The sequence below is a fragment of the Bradyrhizobium sp. WSM1417 genome, assembly GCF_000515415.1.
Classification (GTDB): domain Bacteria; phylum Pseudomonadota; class Alphaproteobacteria; order Rhizobiales; family Xanthobacteraceae; genus Bradyrhizobium.
This window is the reverse complement of the sequence record NZ_KI911783.1, coordinates 7,491,071-7,513,076: the sequence shown is the minus strand read 5'-3', so window position 1 is coordinate 7,513,076 and position 22,006 is coordinate 7,491,071. Positions and strand designations below refer to the sequence as shown.

At 58.6% G+C, this 22,006-nt stretch carries 12 protein-coding genes and 1 pseudogene; 12 read left to right on the top strand and 1 reads right to left on the bottom strand.

The features are described 5' to 3' along the window. Positions 1-3 precede the first annotated feature (3 nt). From sctJ to BRA1417_RS41420, 6 genes are all read left to right on the top strand, one after another. Positions 4-777 (top strand): type III secretion system inner membrane ring lipoprotein SctJ, encoded by a 774-nt coding sequence (gene sctJ / locus BRA1417_RS0136720; protein ID WP_027520084.1) that lies wholly within the window; start codon positions 4-6, stop codon positions 775-777. Beyond that, positions 774-1,499 carry a hypothetical protein gene (locus tag BRA1417_RS0136715; protein ID WP_027520083.1) on the top strand — a complete coding sequence of 242 codons (726 nt, stop codon included), beginning with the start codon at positions 774-776 and terminating at the stop codon, positions 1,497-1,499. The genes sctJ and BRA1417_RS0136715 overlap by 4 nt, the downstream gene beginning before the upstream one ends. Further along, positions 1,478-2,104 carry a FliH/SctL family protein gene (locus tag BRA1417_RS0136710; protein ID WP_027520082.1) on the top strand — a complete coding sequence of 209 codons (627 nt, stop codon included), beginning with the start codon at positions 1,478-1,480 and terminating at the stop codon, positions 2,102-2,104. Before BRA1417_RS0136715 ends, BRA1417_RS0136710 begins: the two co-directional genes overlap by 22 nt. Next, entirely contained in the window at positions 2,101-3,480 is a 1,380-nt protein-coding gene (gene sctN, locus BRA1417_RS0136705; RefSeq protein ID WP_305728111.1) for a type III secretion system ATPase SctN, read from the top strand. Before BRA1417_RS0136710 ends, sctN begins: the two co-directional genes overlap by 4 nt. After that, on the top strand, positions 3,468-3,905 hold the full coding sequence (locus BRA1417_RS0136700; protein ID WP_084462397.1) for a YscO family type III secretion system apparatus protein: 438 nt from the start codon (positions 3,468-3,470) through the stop codon (positions 3,903-3,905). Before sctN ends, BRA1417_RS0136700 begins: the two co-directional genes overlap by 13 nt. 870 nt (positions 3,906-4,775) lie before the next feature. Next, entirely contained in the window at positions 4,776-5,234 is a 459-nt protein-coding gene (locus BRA1417_RS41420) for a hypothetical protein (protein ID WP_035969047.1), read from the top strand. A gap of 1,346 nt (positions 5,235-6,580) precedes the next feature. On the opposite strand, the pseudogene BRA1417_RS41415 reads toward BRA1417_RS41420, so the two are convergent. Further along, positions 6,581-6,694 (bottom strand): annotated as a pseudogene (locus tag BRA1417_RS41415) (transposase); the annotation flags it as partial. A gap of 1,005 nt (positions 6,695-7,699) precedes the next feature. Between BRA1417_RS41415 and sctV the strand changes: the two are divergent. From sctV to BRA1417_RS41970, 6 genes are all read left to right on the top strand, one after another. Continuing rightward, positions 7,700-9,796, top strand: coding sequence for a type III secretion system export apparatus subunit SctV (gene sctV, locus BRA1417_RS0136685; protein ID WP_035969765.1), 2,097 nt, complete (start codon positions 7,700-7,702; stop codon positions 9,794-9,796). Then, positions 9,793-11,175, top strand: a complete 1,383-nt coding sequence (locus tag BRA1417_RS0136680; protein ID WP_027520077.1) for an FHA domain-containing protein — start codon at positions 9,793-9,795, stop codon at positions 11,173-11,175. The genes sctV and BRA1417_RS0136680 overlap by 4 nt, the downstream gene beginning before the upstream one ends. Continuing rightward, a complete protein-coding gene (locus BRA1417_RS45150) occupies positions 11,172-11,426 on the top strand; it encodes a hypothetical protein (protein ID WP_027520076.1) in 255 nt (84 codons plus the stop codon). The genes BRA1417_RS0136680 and BRA1417_RS45150 overlap by 4 nt, the downstream gene beginning before the upstream one ends. Further along, positions 11,353-11,646: an EscF/YscF/HrpA family type III secretion system needle major subunit gene (locus tag BRA1417_RS46075; protein ID WP_084462395.1), complete on the top strand. Its 294-nt coding sequence runs from the start codon at positions 11,353-11,355 to the stop codon at positions 11,644-11,646. Before BRA1417_RS45150 ends, BRA1417_RS46075 begins: the two co-directional genes overlap by 74 nt. After that, positions 11,621-12,646, top strand: a complete 1,026-nt coding sequence (locus BRA1417_RS41410) for a LysR substrate-binding domain-containing protein (RefSeq protein ID WP_084462393.1) — start codon at positions 11,621-11,623, stop codon at positions 12,644-12,646. The genes BRA1417_RS46075 and BRA1417_RS41410 overlap by 26 nt, the downstream gene beginning before the upstream one ends. Before the next feature lie 1,065 nt (positions 12,647-13,711). Beyond that, positions 13,712-21,619 carry a shikimate kinase gene (locus tag BRA1417_RS41970; protein WP_156949257.1) on the top strand — a complete coding sequence of 2,636 codons (7,908 nt, stop codon included), beginning with the start codon at positions 13,712-13,714 and terminating at the stop codon, positions 21,617-21,619. The last annotated feature ends 387 nt before the right edge of the window (positions 21,620-22,006 follow it).

Below are 22,006 nucleotides of genomic sequence, written 5' to 3'. Positions count from 1 at the left end.
GTGATGCGGGGCGTGGTTCTTGTATTGAAGCGGGCGGTGGCACTTCTGGTGCTATTCATGCTGGTCGGCTGCGGATCGAAGATTGAGCTCTATCGCAACCTCTCAGCGCGCGAGGGGAACGAAATGCTTGCATTGCTGATGCGACAAGGCATCCACGCGGAACGGACGGCCGAAACCGGCGGCACGACCTCGCTCGTGGTGCCAACAGAAGACGTGCCGCTTGCCATGGCTGTGTTGGACAGCGCCGGGTGGCCTCGCGATCATTTTGCCGATTTGGGCACTCTCTTCAAGAAGGACCGGATGATCTCATCGGACACAGAAGAGCGTGTGCGCTACATTTATGGCGTCACACAGGAGCTTTCGCAGACTCTGTCCAGTATCGACGGCGTGCTCAATGCCCGGGTCCACGCGGTGTTGCCGGAAAGTGCGAGTGACGATCGTAGTCCGCCCGCCCCGCCAACTGCCGCTGTGCTCGTCCGTCACAAGCCCGGTGCCCCGATCGATCAGGTCGTGCCGAAGATCAAGGAGCTGGTCGCAAATAGCGTGAAGGGCCTGTCCTATGATCATGTCTCAGTTGCCCTTGTAGAGGCAAATCAGGACAATACCACGCTTCGTCGAACGGAAGTGACTGCCGGAGCGTTCGAACGTAGCGACTCATCGCGCCTCTTGATCGGCCTCGTCGCCGGCATGGCGGCATCGCTGATTGGCAACGCAGTGCTCGTCTGTCTCATATGGCGGCGGCGCTTTAGCCATGGGAACGCTATGGCAGCGTCATGAACTTCGGCGAAGCGAACAATCCGACTATGCTCGCAATGAGCTCAGCAACAATGCAGGATGAATGGCTCGATACGTCGTGGGCGGGAGCGATAATGCGCTGCATCGCCGATCCTGCGGCCAATTTCGATGATACAATAGCAACCGATTGGCCCGAATGGATGCCTCTGGACCTTGCTCAGTCCGACCCGTTTATTCGCGTCAAGCTTGGACGTTGGCTGCTTCGCGGCCAAGGTGGTGAAGCGTCGGCGATTATTTCGGCCGGCAACGCACCACGAAGCCGGCTCGCATTTCTGCCGACGCCGGACGCTGCACGCCTTATCTGCTTCGCTGGAGCTTGGACCGGCGTGTCCAGCCTCATCGGCCTTCTTCGGATGGCCGATGTTTTGGCGGCACGCGCCGTTCTCGGAGAAGAGGCCTTGGCATTCGTTTCGCATGCCGTCTTGCTACCGCGACCGACCGCCGAACTGATGTCCGCGGTTAGCGTTTCCGAGATGCCGGTTGGGCCTAACGCATTCCTCTACCGCGGTGCGGTGATGTTCGGCCTCGCAATAGGCGCCATTCCACATGGGCTGCGGGCCCGACTACGATTGCGCCGACCTGCAGCGATCTGGATGGTGGTGGCGGACGCCTGCCGTGACGACAGTGCCGGCGAAGATGCCTTTCGTGCGATGCGGCGCCTGGCCCGCAAAAAGATGCCAACATGGTCGCATTGGTTCAACTGACGTCTGGCAGGGTCCGGATCCTGGGCCCAGGGCGCGTCCTGCCGGCAGAAAACGCACAGACGATCGTAGACGCAGAGCAATTGCTCGCTCAGGCGCGACGCGATGCGGACGCGCTGGTGGATGAGGCGCGCGAAAGCGCAGGGATGATCGAGACGGCAGCCAAGGAAGCCGCGCTGACAACGGCGCAAGCGGCCATCGAACAACGTTTGACCGCGATCGCGGTGGCGTCTCTGCGGATCATGGAGGAGAATCAAGAGCGGATTGTCGACATGGGCCTACAGATCGCACGTCGGGTAATCGATACCATCGGGCCGGATGATGCGGCGGTGCGGATCGCTTTGAATAGCCTCAAATTCACAGGTCATAGCTCCCTCGTCCGCTTACGCGTGGCACCGGCGCATGTCGAAACAGTTCGCAGACAATTGGACGAACTGCTCTCGACGGCGACGTCGCGCGCCGTCGTCGAAGTAATTTCTGATCCGCGTGTCAAAGATGCCGGCTGCATCCTTGAGACCGATGCTGGACTGGTCGACGCCACGATCGAAAGCCAATTAGCGGCGATCGAAGCCGGCCTGCGCAGCAGCCTAAAGGCCTTTGCACCGTGATTTCCGGGCAACCCGAGCAGCCAAGGGCAGTCACCGCCATTTATTCTTCGCACGACGGCATCGATCGCTTGTTCCAGCTTGCTCGCACGGTTGTGGCGCAGACGTCGGCAATGCGCGTCCGCGGCCGAGTCCTTCAAATCGTCGGGACAACTATCCGTGCAACGGCACCTGGCGCCCGCATAGGCGACCTGTGCGCGCTCCGCAATCCCGAGAACAACTGTGAATTGTCCGCGGAAGTCATCGGATTCCAGAACGACATCGCCATTCTAACACCGCTTGGCGAAACACAGGGGCTTTCTACTCTCACTGAGGTGATTCCGATGGGAGAGCCTCTGACGGCACCCGCGGGCTGGAACCTGCTTGGCCGGGTACTTGACGGTCTGGGCCGTCCTCTCGACACATCCACTCATGGGCCTCTGCTTCCAGACGCCCGCGTGCCAGTCCAAAGCGAGGCACCGGATCCCTTGACGCGGCGCATAATTGATCGCGCTCTTCCAGTCGGCATACGGGCGATCGATGGTCTTTTGACGTGCGGGGAAGGACAGCGCATGGGCATCTTTGCCGCGGCAGGCGGCGGCAAGAGCACACTGCTGTCGATGCTGGTGCGTAGCGCGGCGGTTGACGTGACAGTGATAGCGCTGATTGGCGAGCGTGGCCGAGAGGTGAAGGAGTTCATCGAACTCGATCTCGGCTCAGAAGCGCGACGGAGCTCAGTTCTTGTCGTTGCGACCTCTGATCGTTCCGCGATGGAGCGGGTGAAGGCGGCCTACGTGGCGACGGCTATCGCAGAATGGTATCGAGATCGGGGACAGCGTGTGCTGCTCCTCATGGATTCGATAACGCGCTTTGCGCGCGCCCAGAGGCAGATTGGTCTGGCGGCCGGCGAACCGGCCACCCTGCGTGGTTTCCCGCCCTCGGTGTTTGCAACCTTGCCGCAGCTCGTGGAACGCGCCGGCAACAACGATCGTGGATCGATAACCGCGTTTTACACCGTGCTTGTGGAGGGCGATGACGTCGCCGAACCACTGGCCGAAGAAATCCGTTCCATCCTGGATGGCCACATTGTGCTCTCACGCGCCTTGGCGGCGTCGAACCACTATCCCGCTATCGATATTCTGGAAAGCGTCAGCCGTGCTATGAGTGCTATCGTGTCGTCACGGCATGAGAAGTTAGCCGGTGAGCTGCGGACCCTGCTAGCGAAATACCGCGACGTAGAACTATTGATACGGGTCGGCGAGTACAAGAAAGGAGCCGATCCGCACGCCGATACGGCTATCGCCAAGATAGAGAACATACGGGCGTTCCTGCGACAGCCAAGATGTGAACAAATTGGCTTCGACGCAATGCTTCAGGAGCTTGCCACGTGCCTGGCATAACTCCGAAGGCCGTACATCAATTGCTTGAGTTGAGGAAATTGCGGCATCACCGGGCCGACGAGAGTCTACGAGTGTGGCAGTCAGCCATCGACAAATGCGACACGGCTATCGAAGCGGCACTGACAATCCTCCGCACATGGCGGCAAGACCGCCCTCGTCTGGAACGCGAGATATACGATTTGTTGATCGGCAAAACCGTCGCTCTGAAGGATGTTGAGGAGGCGAAGGCGAAGATGATCTCACTGCACGACCACGAACGGCTGCTCGAGCGGCACCTTGAGGAGGCACTGTCGGAAGCCGAACAAGCTCGGCAGGCGCGTCAGGAAGCCTCCGACGCCGCACGTAAGGCATATCGGGAGCTCGAGAAATGCGACAATTTGGTGCGTGCCTTGAACGCCGGCCCGCTGTACGAGAAGGAACTCTGATCTATGGATCTAAGCAGCGGAGCGTCCAATGGTGCGGGGCGCCGTTGTGGGGGACCTCGGAAGTTCTGTGTCGTAGCGCCTCTGTAAGAAGTTTGCGAGGTCAGCGAACAGATCACATCGGGTCTCTCCGGTGAGCTTGCCACGCGCTCGCTGAACGGGGTGACAAAACTCGCCATCACGGTCATGTAACCGGTCGTCGCCAATGGTTGTCAGCATTTCTAATCGCGAGAAAGAGCAGCTTCGTCGCTGGCTAGTCATGGGCTGTCGATGAACGCGAGCATGATCGCCCGGTTGGTCGCGGATACACTCGTAATGGCGATCTGGCGCGGCGGGAAGCCGGTTGCGCTGCTGCACCCCAACCGGGACCGCCGTATGCCAGGGACGAGTTCCAACCGCTGGCCGACAATGGCATTGTCTCCATCAAGAGCAGCCGAGGCAAAGTGCAAGACGACCCGGCGATGGAGAGCTCCTTTTCGTCACTCGAGACAGAGCCCACGGCGCCGGGGACTTATCGAACGAGGAGCGATGCCAGACTGAGTGTTCAATTGGCCACCCAACGGTCTTAACGATGCGCCATCTCGGTTTGAGTTCTAATGCAAGGTTGGATTAGCCCGCGGCGGTGTCCATCAAACCGGCTGCATCGACCCAAGATCCTCGACCCGGTCCATTCATACCTTTTTTAATCTCTCTTCCGCGTCCGTGAACGAATTGATAGCCGCTCGCAATGGTGCCCATGCTATACTCGATGTCGCTTAGTTCGGCAGGCTAGCCGCAGCGGAAAGTCGGCTCACTTGCTAACCATAAGCTAGCCGAGCAGCATATAATTACTGAAGCTAGCGCTCACGTCACCTGCAAACGTATGAGGGACACATGCAGCTGCGCAAAGTCAATGCATTTCACTCAAGCCAATTCAACTCATCGGAGCCAGAGTGGCAGGCGGCCTGCTCCGCCGTGCCGCAGCAACCGCAGGTGCAGCAACGTCAGGCCGAGTCCGCAATTGGCGCCGTGTCAGATATCGACCCCCGACGGTGTTATCCTCAGGCCCATCCCGAGGACTTGAGCCTCGCCCAGGCGGCGATCCAGACCGCCGTTGGACGAGGAATACAGCGATTGAGCACGGCGGCGGAACATCTTGCGGCGCTGCGCAGACTGGCGAACCATCTCGGAGCGGTCGGCACGAGGATTGCTGCACTCGATCACGACGCGCTGGTCGATTACGTCAAACAGTTCTTCGCGAGTGACAGGCACATGAGGTTCGCTCTGCCCTGGCTGCGTCATCATCGTCAGCCCGGTGCTCCACCTCCTGTCAGGCGCCTACTCGCCTCGTAGGATGACGAGATGCTCATTGACGAGGCGATCAAGCAAGCTGCTAGGCGCCGGAGATGGGCACCCAAAACCGCAGAGTGCTATGCTCGAATTCTTCGCCGAGTCGCTCACGCTGATCAGTTCCTCGAGAAAAGCCTTCGAACGCGTCGCGCTTTGACCATACTCCGTAACTATCGAGAACCCGATGCCTCAGCTGATCGCAGTCCTCGACGCCATACGCTCTCTCAGGACGACAAGTGTGTCATCGAGCGCGCGACTCGTGCTTCCGTTGAAAAAGGCGTTCCTTGACTGCCGTTGACCGTTATTGCCGCAGTCTTCGCGGGTTTGCCGAAGTGCCCAATCGTAATGGCGAAGGAATCAGTACGCTAGATCATGGCTCGCTGATTGCTCGTGCTAATGAACTATTCCCAGATGACGGAGTCCTCATCGTCGGGCTGAAGATGGTTCGTGATCCTACAGTAGCGCCCCGGAGGCGGCCTCTCAGGCGATCGGCGTAAGACAGCCGGACGATCGGGCGGTTCAATTGGCGGCGTCACGTGTCGATTCAGAGGAAACACCACGGGACTACTGGAAGCGGGTCTAGCCGTCGTTTCTTTTTAGCGACTGTGTCGTCAATTCCTGAATGATCGTTCTCTGCTGGCTCACAGTGCTTGCCTTGATCGGACTTCCCGCGGGAACTAAGAGCATTCGGAGGCATGGCACTTGATGTGAAGAGCACCATGTACGAGCTCGCAGGGACTACTTCGAGTAGCTCGGCACCATCCCTTTCCGAACGGGGGCGCTTATCTCGAGAAACCACACGATCTCCGGCTGCTCATCACTTGCCGGCGAACCGCGAGGGTCGACTCCGTCCGCCACCGACCAGCGCATCTGCCAGCGACATAGGCAAGCCTAACCTATCCGCCGCCTGGGCTGGATTCGACGCAAGACCAGCTCGGATCGCGTCGGTGGCGTGGCGTAGCTGACGAGGGAGCACCGCCGCTATCCTGCCGAGTCGGACGGCGTCAGCTAGTGTTCTGTCCCGGAAATGCGTCAACAAGGTCGTGTGAGTTTCTGGAGGATGGAATCCGCGGTGTTATGGCCGTGAGCTGTGTGCGTTCATCGCCGGAAATCGTCAGCATCGCCTCCGGGCGTCCGGTGCGCATCGGGTATCTCCTTCGATCGGCACACCTCAAACCGATGCAATTACTATGCTGTGAATTAACGGGACAGAACACTAGCCGCCAAGAGCAAGCCGACGATGGGTATTGCTCACAGTCGTAATAGTCTCCAACGTCAGGTAATGAGCGCACTATCGTGCTGCTGCCGCCGATGGTGAGTGCATCGCTTCCCCGGAAAGCTCAGCCCGTGTCGTTTTGTTCGCTCAGGATTGCACAGACCAGGCGAACGATAGCATCCTCGTTGGGGAAGATGCCGACCATCTCGGTCCGTCGCTTGATCTCATCGTTGAGGCGCTCGTATGGCCGAACACGCCCGGTTCGGTCGCACTCGTGAAGGTCATAAAGTGCACAGTCTGGATGCATGGCACTGCCCGCGTCAGAACAACTTCATACTTGGTGACCCCCAACTCCGCGCAGGCCACTTCGTCGCCTTGGCACCCATTTTCGATCATTCGCCACGCCACACGTGGAATACTATCTTTGCATGTCATCGTTGATCGACACAACGTGACCCAAGTCGGGTGACGGAATGAACCGCGTCTAAATCCCGCTCATTAAACGCCGGCCAGACCTGCATTCCCGCTGAAGATTGGCTTCCTGGTTCGAGACCGGTTTCGGCATGACAATTGCTACCTCCGGACAAGCTCAAACTGATCTTGAGACGAGCTTTCCAAACCGCCGCTGCGGTTGCTCGCGCCGTGACAAGATCAATCAAGACTTAGCAGATGGCGTCATGTTCGGGCAAAACGATGGTATCAGTTGGGCGATCCGTACTTGCTCGGGGGAGCCGACGGGATCGACACTGGATGTCCCGCGCATCTCCAATCGCTCCGAGGACGGGAACACTATTGATCGTTTTCCGCCACGACACTGTTTCGAAGGCGACAATTGGGAGATTGCAAACGCCGATTCGGAGCAATGCTTAGAACCGTCCCGAAGCCTAAGAAGCCCACCTGCATACGTTACGCTACCTTATTCCGTAGGCTCAGCGAATTTCTCAAGAACAAGGCCGCGCGGGGAATCGCCGCTTAGGTGCGTGCTGAGGATGGCAGCTGGGACTGACAAATTGATTTCAACACCGCCGGGCGCGTCGCACCGCCGAACGCTGAATATTGCGGACAGGTGGGGCGCTGCCCATCCAAGGCGGTTTCTACCATTGTCGCGGGACGGCGAGGGCCGATTTCGAACGCCGAGTGTTAGTCAAAGGATTTGGGCAAGCATCAGCGCCAGGCGGGAACCTGTCTGCGGTTCATCGCGTCGCTCATTGCCGGACACGCACGTACAGAGGATGGCGCGCAAGTGGCTAGCGTGAAGTTTCTTGACAGAGTCCGAACGGTCGCGTCGGGCCGTAATGATCTTGTTCTGGTGGCGCTGCTGATCACGATCATTTTCATGATGATCATCCCACTGCCGCCGGTCCTGATGGATGTGCTCCAGGCCGCCAACCTGGGACTCTCGGCACTCCTGCTGATGATGGCGGTCTATATTAAATCCCCCCTTGCGTTCGTCTCCTTTCCGTCGGTCCTCTTGGTGACGACGCTATTTCGGCTATCGCTTGGAGTCGCCGCGACACGCACTATCTTGCTTCATGCAGACGCCGGCCAGATCATCAAGACCTTCGGGGACTTCGTGGTGGCCGGCAATCTCGTGGTGGGCGCAGTCACCTTTTTGATCATGACGATCGTTCAGTTTGTCGTCATCACCAAGGGATCTGAGCGTGTCGCGGAGGTTGCTGCACGGTTTTCTCTGGATTCGATGCCGGGCAAGCAAATGAGCGTTGACGGCGACTTGCGTGCCGGCAGTATTGATATGCGAGAGGCAAGTCGGCGCCGCAGTGCGATTGAGCGCGAGAGCCAGCTGTACGGTGCCCTGGACGGCGCCATGAAGTTTCTCAAGGGTGACGCCATCGCGGGCTTGATCAGCATTGCCGTGAACATCGTAGGCGGGATCGCGATTGGTTCGTTTCAAAAGGAAATGGGGTTGTACGAGGCGCTCGAGGTTTATGCGATCCTGACCATCGGAGACGGACTCGTCGGTCAGATACCGGCTCTCTTCACGGCGATTACAGCGGGGTTTATCGTTACGAGGGTTAGTGACGAAAATGGCGGTGCAGATCTCGGCAACGAAATCGGCGACGAGGTGAGCGCACAACCACGTGCGCTGATTGTCGCGTCATTCATTCTCCTTCTCTTTTCGTTCGTCCCTGGATTTCCGACGGGAGTCTTCATGATCTTGGCGCTCGTAGTCGGAGGCGGTGGCTGGCAACTACAGCGTAGTCGGCGGCTGGCCGCACCGGCAGTGCGTCGCTACTCGGCGAGAGGGGGAGCGCGCTTAACGGCGTCGGACGAGCCGACCGGCGGCGGTGATGAAGCCGGCGATAATGACATCACGTTCACCGTGCCACTGATGATCGACATTGGTCACGACGTTCAGGCGGTCATCCCTCCCGATCTGCTGAAGAAGGCATTGGATGCCGAACGGCACGCCCTCCTTCTTGATCTCGGCGTCCCTCTTCCAGCGATCAATGTGCGGGTGAACGACAGCTGCAAGGACGGAGCGTACGTCATCATGGTAAATGAAATACCATGCGGTGAAGGGCGACTGCGATCGCAACATCTTTTGGCACGCGGTACTCCAGAGAACCTCGATCTTGTGGGCATTCCATATGTTCTGGACAAATCCTTCCTTCCTCGGATCGAGACGGTCTGGGTGGACGCCATACATCGCGAATCATTGCGAGCTGCCAACATCCCTTTCCTGGAGTCGGTTCAGATCCTTAGCTACCAAACTGGTCAAATTCTGCGCAGGCATGCTGCCGAGTTTGTCGGGATCCAGGAGACAAAAACTATTTTGAATCGCGTCGAGGTGTGGTTTCCCGAGCTCGTAAGGGAAGTGCTGCGCTCAGCGCCTCTGCAGAAGATTTCAGAGGTCTTTCAACGACTCATCGCGGAGGAGGTTTCATTGCGTAACATGCGTACCATCCTCGCCGCACTGGTCGAACGCGCACAGATCGAAAAAGACATTGTCCTGCTGACGGAGCATGTGCGCTGTGCGCTAAGGAGGCAACTCTGCACGCCTTATTGTATCGGCAGGAACCTGCTGCCCGCTTACCTTCTTACGCCAGACGTGGAAGATACCGTGCGCAACGCCATTCGGCAGACTTCCGCCGGCAGTTATCTCGCCCTTGACGCTCGAACCACAGGGCAGATCATTGACGCGATACGAGAGGCTATCGGCAACCTTAACCAGCAGCCGCACAAGCCGGTGCTGCTGGCTTCAATGGATATACGTCGATACGTACGCAAGGTCATCGAAACCGAATTCTACGAACTTCCAGTGCTATCGTATCAGGAGCTTCCCCCCGATATCTCCATACAGCCATTGGGAAGGATATCGCTGCAATGAAAAACGCGAACATAGAACAAGATGTTCTCACGGGCGATCAGACCCAGCTGTCCTTGCATGTGCTATCTGGCCCCAACAAGGGGGCCGAGACATCGCTCGGCGATGGAGCGTGGCTAGTCGGTAGCCATGACGCTGACGACCTTACCTTCGCAGATCCGGAACTGGTTGACTCACATCTTCGCATTGTCATCGAGGCCGGGCAAATCCAGATCACCGCACTCGCACCGGGTGTGCTCATCTGCGGTAGTGATTGTCTAACAGAGTGCCCGACGACCCTCGATCCACTCACTCCGGTTCAGGTTGGGCGGACGATTTTCAGTATCGGCCCGACCGGTGGCAGCTTTCCCGAGATCGACGCCGTGGTCGAGGGCAGAAGGCCGGATGCAGAGCGTGCCCCCCCAGCTCCCGACGAACCGGCGACCGGGGGGCGAGAAGCTGGTCTTGGGATGAACTCGATACCTCGGCCATTTCGGCTTGGTGCAGCCGCTTGCGGCCTTCTGATCATCGTCTACGGAACTTACGCCGGGATAGCGAGTGTTGTTTCCTCTTTCACCTCGGCCCCTGTTCCGGGTACCGATCCGATCAAAATTGCCAGGAACGTCCTTCGCGATTTGAAGGTCCGAAGCGGGCTCAGCATCGCCCTCTCCGATGATAAGCTGATCATCGACGGCGACTTGGGACCTGGAGAGGCGACAAAGATCAAAGCAGCCCTACGCGACGCCGGGCTAACAGCAGAGGTAACACCGAAATTGGCGACCGCCACCGCCCTGTCTGATGCAAAGATCATCGACCTGTCAACGACCGTAATACGGGCATTCGGTATCGAGGGGAGTGTTCGCGTGGGAAGCGCCGGAGGGATATCAATAGCGGGATATGGCCCGAGTGATGCAGTCGTCAAAGCGGCCCTTCATCGCCTGCAGCAGGATATTCCCGGAGTCCGCACAATTGATGACACAGTCACAACGCCGGACCGCGCACGAACCTTTCTGGAGACAGCGACGACAGCCGAACTCCGTCGCTCCATTCGCATCGTGGTGAAGCCAGACGTCATCCTGGTTTCGGGGGCGCTTACCCCAACCGCCTATAGCGAATGGAAGACCGTTGCCTCCCGCTTTGAGGAGGAGTTCGCGCCCCACATTCGGCTAGAGGCACACTGTTCGCCAGTGGTATTGCCGACAGCGAGAGGTGTGCACCTCGGCCGGTCTCCATTCATCGTCGTTCAGAACGGAACGCGCCTGAAAGTCGGCGACAACATCGATCATTTCGGCAAGATCGTTGTCATCGATCGCGACGGAATGCTTGTGCGTATCGGAGAGGCCGACGTGCACGTTCCCTATCCGAACAAGCCGGAATGGATAGCAGAGGAGGATCAACTGTGAGCGAGCATCTGGCCATGCTTGAGCTGCAGAAACACCTGGTAGATGACGTCGATGGCGCAGAGCTATCTGCCCTCAAGAGAGAGTTTGAGAGTTGGCGACAATCGTTGAAACGTGACATGGATGGCGGCGTCACGCGGCGTCATTTCGACGCATTGTGCACGTTGCTTGACGCAATAGATGCGGCAACAGACGTTGTTAATACAACATGGATGCACCACCACAGCGGTCTGTCCTCTGGCTTGGAGGGGTAAGGTGGATTTCAGGACGATAAGTGGGCCTCTTGGCAGATCTGTTGCGGCATCGGAACGCAGCCTAAGAAGTCACATGGCGACCATGAATCCGGACGACACCATGGATCAGCTCAAGCTTCAGCTCTCAATGAACACACACACTACACTCTTGAGCCTGAATTCGACCGTTATCAAAGCGGTTCACGAAGCGCTCAATGGTATTATCCGGAATATCGCCTGAACGACGACGTTTCTTGGGTGCTATGTCTTCCAGCTTTATGCAACTACGTCATCTCCGATATTTCACGGGCATCGTGGATGCTGGTAGTTTTTGCCAAGCAGCGGCGACAATCCACGTGGCGCAGCCGGCCCTGAGTCAGCAGATGGCTGCCTTGGAAGCCGAGCTTGGCGTCGTGCTGCTGCACCGTAGCGTACGCGGCGTTCGCCCGACTCGCGAGGGCAAGGTCTTTTATCGTGAGGCCACGTCCATTCTTCAACAGGTTGACCAACTGCGCGGCATCATCCGCTCTACGGCAGGAGAACCGGAAGGTGTTGTAAGGCTCGGCATGTCCTCAGCGCTCGCCGCTTCGTTCGCCTGCGCCCTGATAAAAGCCAGCCGGAGAGTGCTGCCAAAAGTACGCCTCCATCTTGTTGCGGGTGACTCTCTTCAGATGAAGCCGCTCATCGTATCACGAGCGCTTGATATCTGCGCTGTGCTTGAGGATGAACCCACCTCAGGTGTTGCTCGGCAGTCACTCTTTCAGCAGCGACTCCACCTGGTACGTCCTCCCGATACAGGAGAAGTCGCTCCCGCCGTTTCGGTTGAGGAATTGGCCGAGCTCCCCCTTGTATTGCCGACGCGCCCAAACACAATTCGCGACGTACTAGATCGGACGTTTGAAGTGGCCGGCGTGATGCCGAACTGCATCGCAGAAGTCGACACCTTCGCCAGTGCGCTCTCCTTTGTCAGGGCCGGTCTCGCAAATGCGATCATGCCCAAGGGCGAAATTCCCGATATTCCAGGCGACGAAGATCTGAGGCCGCTCGTGATAGATCCACCGATCCATCTGACAGCCTGCCTCATCTCTTCTGGCGACCTCGCCCCCGCCGCGGAAGCCGTGAGCGCCTTGCTGATTGCGCAGGTACGAAAAGTGCTTCAAATAAGACCTCTTGCAGGACGCGAGCTGATTACGACACCTGATCTCGATTCAAAAGCCGAGACCCTAGCCGTTGCCAAGTGACAGTTCAGTGGCAGGCGGTTCACCTACTAGAGGTGATAGGAAATGCGTATCACAAATGGACAATTGGGAACGGTGTTTCAGGCGGCGCAACGCACCGGGATTGCATCACAGGGCTTGCTGGTTGCGCCGCACAGGGCCAAGTCGAATCCGACTCCATCGACCAAGTGTCTTGCCGCCCCACAGGATGCTTCTGATATTCGTGGTCAAATCAACGCTGCGAAATGCAGTGACGGAGAGCAAGCACGCGGAAGCGGCAACTCGCCCGGCTTGGCCGCTTCCGTGATGAAGTACGCTTTTGCAGTGGGGGGGGCGGCGCATCTCTATAACAAAGCAGCCAATGATTGTTGTTCTCTCCACTATTGCGAAACTACGATTGCGAAGTGTGACTCGCTACGTACCTCCCGGACCATTTGATCGCGGGCGATGATGACGGGCATTGGCCGAGTCGGGAAGTTGCACATTGCAGGGTTTGAAGCCGACAGGACCGGTGGAGCGTGCGCGTCTCGCACTGAGCCCGGTCTCGGCGATGGAGAAGGTAGCAAAACGTACGCTTCTGTCGTGGGGCAGATGCACGCTGGGCCTCGAGAGCTAAAGGCCTCTGCTCGCGCAGCGTCTGGTCCTCGTGATGTCTTCCGTGATGGGCTTGCCGATCCCTCCGGTGGCTCACATCAAATCCACGCGGCTGCACAATACGCAACCGGTGGGAGGCGCGGTGATCCTTTCTCCGTGTCGGAGCGTGGCGTACAAGGTTGGGGCGCAGGTTCGTCGCGTTCAGGCGACGAAAACTGGCCGGTCGATCCAGTAACTAGACGCTCGCAAACAGGCGCGTTCGTATCACAGAGGCAATCCGCGTCCATACAGAGCGGGGCAAAGCAGCGCACCGATGAGGTGGGCGCATACAACCTGCACCTTACAGACTTGGAGCGACATGGACGTGTAGATCTTGAAGCAAAGCTTCGTAAAGCGCTGGAGGCCATTCAACGCGCTTGTCTCAAATCCGATATCGATGCATTCTCAAGGGTCGTGGTCGATCATACAAGCCGAAATAATCCCAAGCAGCTGAGGATGCCGTGGTTGGCAACCTTCCTGCAAAAGGTCGCAACTCATTTCGAAAGGGAATTTGTTCCGCGCTTGGAAGATGCTGTCCATAGCGAGAAATCCTGGTGCTACGCTACGACATGCAATGCGGTAAGTAGGGAGGCCGGAGGTCAGGCAGGCATACTAGCCTGCAAGGCCATGGCAGAACAGGTATCGCGGCTTGCTCACCAGCTAATGAGGAAAGTGGAGCCGGGGGCGCTTTCGCTCTTCGCATTGTCATTCGGTCGTCACCCAGGCTCGACTAAATGCCGCGATGCAACGACGAAAGTCGCCAAATTGTATTGCGGCGAAAACAGAGTGCGTGAGGAGCCGAACGGTCAAGATCTGTCATTGCTGGTAAACAGTTTCAGCAAGTGGCCGAAAGAACCCTCCTGTCGGAAGGCGGCAGCTGCGATCGCCAGTGAGATGCTTTCCCGCAAACGATCCGACTTTAAGCCGCAGGAGCTGGCGACTCTGGTGAACGGCTTCTGCAAGTGGCCGAGCGAGCCAGGTTGTCGTATGGCGGCTGTCGCAATTGCTGATAGCGTGCGTCCCCACCGCCTTTCTGAGTTTAATAAGCAGCACTTGGTGAACCTGGTGAACGGTTTCAGCAAGTGGCCTGACGAGCCCGGTTGTCGTAAGGCCACAGTCGCAATCGCCGGTGAGGTGCGTCCTGGCCAGCTCTCCCATTTTGAGCCGCGGGCCTTGGCGAACCTGGTGAACGGTTTCAGCAAGTGGCCCGACGAGCCTGGTTGTCGTAGGGCCACAGTCGCAATCGCCGGTGAGGTGCGTCCTGGCCAGCTCTCCCATTTTGAACCGCTGCACCTGACGAACCTGGTGAACGGTTTCAGCAAGTGGCCCGACGAACCAGGATGTCGTAAGGCCACGATCGCGATCGCCGGTGAGGTGCATGGCGGCCAGCTCTCACATTTTGAACGACAGACCTTGGCGGTCCTGGTGAACGGTTTCAGCAAGTGGCCGGACGAACCATCCTGTTGCGAGGCTACTGTCGCAATCGCCGGTGAGGTGCGTGGCCGCCAGGTGTCCCATTTTGAACGACAGACCTTGGCGGTCCTGGTGAACGGTTTCAGCAAGTGGCCGGACGAGCCGGACTGCCGCAAGGCCACAGTCGCAATCGCCAGTGCGGTGCATTCCCGCAAGCTATCCGATTTTGAACCGCGGCACCTGGTGAACCTGGTGAACGGTTTCAGCAAGTGGCCGAAAGAACCGTCCTGTTGCAAGGCCACAGTCGCAATCGCCGGTGCGGTGCTTTCTCGCAAGCCCGCCGATTTTGAACTGCAGCACCTTGCGAACCTTGTGAATGGTCTCAGTAAGTGGCGGGACGAGCCAGATTGTCGCAAGGCCATAGTCGCAATCGCTGGCCAGGTGCATCGCGGCAATCTCTCTGCCTTCAATCAGCAGGCCTTGGCGAACCTGGTGAACGGATTTAGCAAGTGGCCGAAAGAACTTTCCTGTCGCGAGGCGACAGTCGTAATCGCCGATGGGGTGCTTTCCCGCAAGCTCTCCGATTTTAAGCCGCAAGAGCTAGTGAACCTGGTGAATGGTTTCAGTAAGTGGCCGGTCGAGCCAGGTTGTCGTAAGGCCGCAGTCGCAATCGCTGGTAAGGTGCGTCCCCACCAGCTCTCCGATTTTGAATCGCAGGACCTGGCGAACCTGGTGAACGGTTTCAGCAAGTGGCCGGACGAGCCAGGTTGTCGGAAGGCAATACTCGCAATCGCCGATGAGGTGCGTCCGGGCCAGCTTTCCGATTTTGAACCGCACGCCTTGGCGAACTTGGTGAACGGTTTCAGCAAGTGGCCGGTCGAGCCGGGTTGTCGCAAGGCCACAGTCGTAGTCGCCGGTGAGGTGCGCGGCGGCAAGCTCTCCCATTTTGATTCGCAGGCCTTGGCGGTCCTGGTGAACGGTTTCAGCAAGTGGCCGGTCGAGCCGGATTGTCGCAGCGCCACAGTCGCAATCGCCGGCGAGGTGCGTGGCGGCGAGCTCTCCTGTTTTGATCCGCAGACTTTGGCGAACCTGGTGAACGGTTTCAGCAAGTGGCCGGTCGAGCCGGATTGTCGCAAGGCCACAGTCGCAATCGCCGGCGAGGTGCGTGGCGGCGAGCTCTCCTATTTTGATCCACAGGCCTTGGCAGTCCTGGTGAACGGCTTCAGCAAGTGGCCGGTCGAGCCGCATTGTCGCGAGGCCACAGTCGCAATCGCCGGTGCGATGCTTTCCCGTAAGCTATCTGATTTTGAACCGCAGCACCTGACGAATCTGGTGAACGGTGTCAGCAAGTGGCCGAACGAGCCGGATTGTCGCGAGGCCACAGTTGCGGTCGCCCATGCGGTGCTTTCCCGCAAGCTCTCCGATTTTAAGCCGCAAGAGCTCGTGAACCTGGTGAATGGTTTCAGCAAGTGGCCGGACGAGCCGGATTGTCGCAAGGCCGCAGTTGCAATTGCCAGTACGGTGCTTTCCCGCAAGCTCTCCGATTTTGATCCACAGGCCTTGGCCAATCTGGTGAACGGTTTCAGCAAGTGGCCGGACGAGCCGAATTGTCGCAAGGCTACAGCCGCAGTCGCCGGTGGGATGCGTCCAGGCCAGCTCTCCCATTTTGATCCAAAGGCCTTGGCCGTCCTAGTGAACGGTTTCAGCAAGTGGCCGATCGAGCCGCATTGTCGCAAGGCGACAGTCGCAATCGTCGGTGCGGTGCTTTCCCGCAAGCTCTCCGATTTTGAACCGCAGCACCTGACGAACCTGGTGAACGGTTGCAGCAAGTGGCCGGGGGAGCCGGATTGTCGAAAGGCCACAGTCGCAATCGCGGGTATAATGCGTCGCGGCCAGCTCTCCGATTTTGGACCGCAGGCCTTGTCCAACTTGGTGAATGGTTTCTGCAAGTGGCCGGACGAGCCGGAATGTCGCACGGCCACAGTCGCAATCGCGAGTGTAATGCATCGCGGCCAGCTCTCCGATTTTGGACCGCAGGCTTTGGCCAACCTGGTGAATGGTTTCAGCAAGTGGCCGGACGAGCCGGAATGTCGCACGGCCACAGTCGCAATCGCGGGTATAATGCGTCGCGGCCAGCTCTCCCATTTTGATCCACAGGCCTTGGCCAACCTGGTGAATGGTTTCGGCAAGTTGCCGGCGGAGCCGGATTGTAGCAATGGCACAGGTGCAATCGCCGGTGAGGTGCTTTCCCGCAAGCTCTCCGATTTCGAACCGCACCACCTGGTGAACCTGGTAAACGGTTTCAGCAAGTGGTCGGACGAGCCGGATTGCCGCGACGCTGCGGTCGCGATCGCCGGCGAGGTGAGTCCCGGCCAGCTCTCCCATTTCGATCCACAGGCCATGGCTGTCCTGGCGAATGGTTTCAGCAAGTGGCCGAACGAGGCGGCGTGCCACCAGGCGATCATACGCCTCGCACGCGACCTCGGTACGAGAGGCCGGCGCTTCGGTGATTTTACTACACCTCAGCTCAGCATGATTGCCCATGCTCTCGGGCGAAGTTGCATGAGGGGGGAGGACACCGGAGAAATTACAGAGACGGCGCTACTGAGCGATCGGCTACATCGGGTGGCCCATCATCTTGAGTATGCGGCTGATCGCTTGGAACAAGCCGATGTTCTAATCATCGCCACCATTTTCAAGGCCCTGAGTAAGGCCCGGTTGTTCGACGATCTTGGCTTACTCGCACCGATCGGGTTAGCTCGGCTCGAGGAATTGCTTCATGGCTCCGGCTTTATGGCCGAGAACAACCTCGAGTCGATGGGCAACCTTTGCGTCGCTCTGCTGCCGCTGGCCTGCAATTCGCAAAAATCGACGCGCCGACACCGTAGGCAAGCTCTATACCTGCTGAACGATCTCCAACCAGTCTTGGAGCAGAAGGTCGCGGCTCATCTCACAGCAAGCGATACCGAGAGAACCCGCGGATCATTGTCGACCCGCCGTCCCGCCCTCTCAATCTATCAGGTGCTCAAGGCGCGTGAGGTCCTGGCGAGTTTTTACCGGCGACCGCATGTCGAGGGCAGCAAGCCCGATTTGGCGATCAGGCGGCAAGAGCTGGAAAGCGGGTCCAAGAAGATGCTGGCGAACGCGCGCGACCTCATTCAAGGCGATCTTTCGGACAAAAGCTGGAATCTCATCGCACAGATTGAGGAAGACGAGACCATTGATGCGCTGGACACATTCATGACGCATGATGCGGCGAGGATCCGGGCTCAACATCCTGCATCCGTCTTCGACGTGCATCAGGTTCTGCAAGCCATGGATCACGAGCCCAGGCCGCCGCAGGGTGAGGTAGGGCTGCTGCAGTTACCAGTCGTTGACATGCAGGGGCGGCGAGTGGCCACGGAGCCGGAGACGCGATATTCGATTTTTCATCGACTGACCTCGGGGGTCTTGCCCGTAGTCGCGGTGCAACTCCCGGCAAAGCCGAGCGCGTTCATGTTGGCGCGTACGCTCGCCGTCGAAGGTGTGCCATATCGCATGGATCTGTTCGGCGGAAGCAAGTTAAAAGCGCCAAGGCCAACTCTGTCGCAAATCGCAGCGACCGTTCCTGGCGAGCCTGACCCTATAACTCCCGGGGGAAAGCTCCTGGCGATACCTTATTCCGAAACCGCTCCCGGCACAGCGTTCGAGCAGCTATCCCGCGCCTGGGCCCCGTTCAAAGAGGCATATTATTACACTCAGCGCAGAGGGTTTGCGGCGCCACCTGCAGTCAGTGATCTCAGCCCTCACGACTACGCGCTGGAGGGAGCGTTCAGGCTGTTGCTACTGCCGGACCGGCCTGCCAACGAGCAGCATCCATTCAGGCTGACTGGACCAGATGGCCCGATCGCTTTGCGGCCGCATGACGGCTGCGGCTTCATAAAGGCATCGCTGGCCGAGCGTATGGGCGTTATTCGCCTGGTTGCCCAAGGCGCTGATCGGGTCCATGCTTTCGCTGAGGGAAGGAGATCATCGCTGCCCGCCTCGGCGTTGCAACACTATCCGCGCAGCGAGCAGGTGGCACAAGAAGCGCGCGAGAAGGCCAAGAGCTGGCTTGAGAGCAGAGAAGGAGAAACCCTGACGGCCGATCAGCTGTTTCGTACCGTGACGGCCGGACACATCGATGGTCCCGGCGCCGTCGCCGTACCCTCCGGTGACGGCGATCTCCATGTACCGACGCTCAAGAGCGATACGTTGACAGGAACAAATGGCGTTCTGGTCGGCCGGTCCCCCTATGACAAGGCCAACCTGCGGCCATTCGCCGCCGAGCACGTTAAGTTATCATTCGACGGAGACCCGACTGCGGCATTTCTCGATAAATGCGTGGCTATGCAATACAGCTTCAATGTCGCGCAGAAGTCACGAAAGCAACTGACGCCCGAGGATCCGACGTTTTTTTCGAAAGGCATCCTGATCGTGGTGCCGGAGGAGATGTGGCCATCCAACTACGCCGACCGTGGGCTGGTGATGTCTGCCGAAGATGTCAAGTCGCATTCGAACTGGACCCAGCGCAAGGACCGCGTAACGGTAGACACACGGGTCGACTGCGTCGGCATTCTCCAGGCGACCGAATTGTTTGCTCCGGGGTCCTTGGTGGCCGTACCGATCGGTGAACAAAAAAAACTCGATGGTGACTTTGACGGTGATACCGTCATTATCATCGGTGACAGGCCGCAGCTTTATGCCCATGTTCGCGCGTTTGATCAGAAGGAGCAAGCTCGCAGAGTTCGCTCGCTCAAGCCGCCAAAATCGCATACGCCGGCAATGGAGGGCGGTAGCTACCAATTCAGTCGTGGCCGCCAGATCCTCGCTGCCACGCAGGATGTCTTGGAAACTTATAGTACCCTGCAGCGACACTTTCTTGCGCAATCCCATCAAGCGCAGCGGTGGTTTGCCGAACGGGCCATCTTCGGCATCTACGAGGGCGTTCATCACGAACTGCGAAGAGACATCCGCGACCTGTTGAATCAGGAACAGGTCAGCAGCCAGGATATTCAAGCTAAGCTCGAGAGGGCAAGGGACGAGATCGCGGCTGCAGACCATCCGGTCGCTCGCGAAGCGGCGGTGCGGCTCGTCGCCGACCTCAAGGCGTGGGCAGCAAGAGAAGATGAGCAGGTTCTGCCCAAGGCGGTCGAAAGCGGCTCGGATCCAAACTCGACGGTGAGTGAGACGCTTTCGGAGCTTTTCCCGGACTTGGCGGAAGCCTATCAGGTTGCTCCTCACCCACGCGACCGCGTCCAGTCATTGCTCGATCACTATCCTGCGCGCATCGATCCCCGACCGGATGGTTACATTCCGGACGATTGCGTCCAAAGCGCAAATAACCTCCTGAGCCTCGGCATCAAGGTTGGGACCGACGCCTATAAGTCCGATACAGGCGCCCCGCTCTTCATGAAAAAAAGCCGAGAGCTGCAGCGGCTCCTGCAACAGACGCCGGGCCTGAACTCCGCACCCTTCGGCAAGAGCTTGGCGGCAACCCTCAGCCAGGGAAGGTTCGACGTCGATGCGACTTTGGAGGATCTAAAGGACAATCCCACGCTGGCGGCTTCAATCATGGAAGCCTCGATCGGGCTCGCCGTGGAGAAGCACATTCTGCCCAAATCCTCTGGCCGGCAGCCTGTCGCCGAGAATTCCACCGTGACGGTCAAGCTGACCCGCGAGGAGGCCTCAAAGCGCGCCCAAATGGAGGCTGCCCGCGCTAAGGCGGAAGAGGAGGCAATCACCACCACGGCCTTCTTGGTTGCCCGAGCCCTCAGGAAGGCAAACCTCCAGGTGAATATGCCCCATCTCGATCATCGGTTAAAATCTGAAAGCTCGATTAGAAAGCAGCTCACCGGTAAGAGCGTAGTCTCCGACGCCGCACAATTGATCAGCAACGCTGTCCGTCACGTCTTCGAAATCCCTGACAAGGATTTCAGACTTGCCTTCATGAAGGCCATGCTCGCGTTTGAGGAGCAAGGCTACGCCGAAATTAGCACCGCTAATTGGTTCAGGATGCACGATCCGGCCTTCGTTGGCATCAAGTCCGTGCTTGCCACTCCCGGCAGCTACCGCTTCGAGGTGGAGTTTCATACACCAGCTAGCTACCAGGCCAAGGTCGTCAACCACGATACTTACAAGGAGCTGGAGAAACTTCGCCAGCAAGCGAGCGGAGACGCTCAGGAGCAACGTGAAGCCGAAGAGCTCGCGCAGCGCGCGCGAGAGGTCTGCAAGGAGGTCGCAATCCCAGATGGTGCCCAAAGCATCTCCCACTGGCAGGTCGAAGAGAGTCGTAGATGGGGCGCCAGCGCAGCCTTTGGATTGCGAGCTGTCGAACGGCCAAGAACGCTTGAGAGATCACCGATCGCACAAGAGATTGTCACTGCTCTCGGCACGCGGCCGATCGTGCTCGTCGGCCTTCCCGCGTCCGGCAAATCCACGATCGGCGCGTATCTCGCAACACGCCTGAGGCTGCCATTCATCGATTCCGACAAACAGATTGAGAAGGTAACCGACATGTCGATATCGGATACTTTCGCAACGAAAGGCGAGCCGTGGTTCAGGGATTGTGAGGCAAAGGTTATCGCGCAATCTCTCGAGAAAGGGCCCGCGGTGCTCGCGACCGGTGGCGGTTCGTTTATGTGTGAGGAGACCCGACACCTTATCAGCGAGAAAGCGGTCTCGATCTGGCTCGACACCGACCAGAACAAGATTCGAAAGCGCCTTTCAAAGGACAAGAGCCGCCCGTTGTTGCAGACCAGCGATCGGAATAAAGCCTTCAATGAAATGGTCGAGAAGCGGACGCCACATTATCGGCACGCCGATCTCACCTTCGTTCCGCGGGAGAAGAGAGACAACAAGAATGCAGATGTATGCGTGCAGGCACTACGGACCTACCTCTGTGGCAATGGCGCGCCGGACGCGTCAAAATGACGGCCCTTTCGGGAGCTCGTACGACGATCCAACTGCGCTCTCGTCCGGGCTCCGCAGGCGCGCGAAAAAGGGATGGTTCAGTCCGTCGAACTGCTCCGGAGGGCCGAAGTGCAGCTCTACGCGATGGCGCCGCAGCTACCCCCAACAGCCGGCTTGATCCTCGCCAACGGAAGCGCGCGAGGCAACCATGAGTGTGGCTTGCCGGCGACATGGGAGGTCTCGTAGGCGCGCGATCCGCGTTTTGACTCGTACGCTGATCGCTTCCTTCTTCGTTGAACCAGCCGGTGTCGACCTGCCACGATCTCCTGCAACATCGCTAGGGCGGCCATTATCGCGGCTTCGTCTCGGCCAAGCCCCGCAGAAACGCCGAGCGCGCGCCGTCAAACG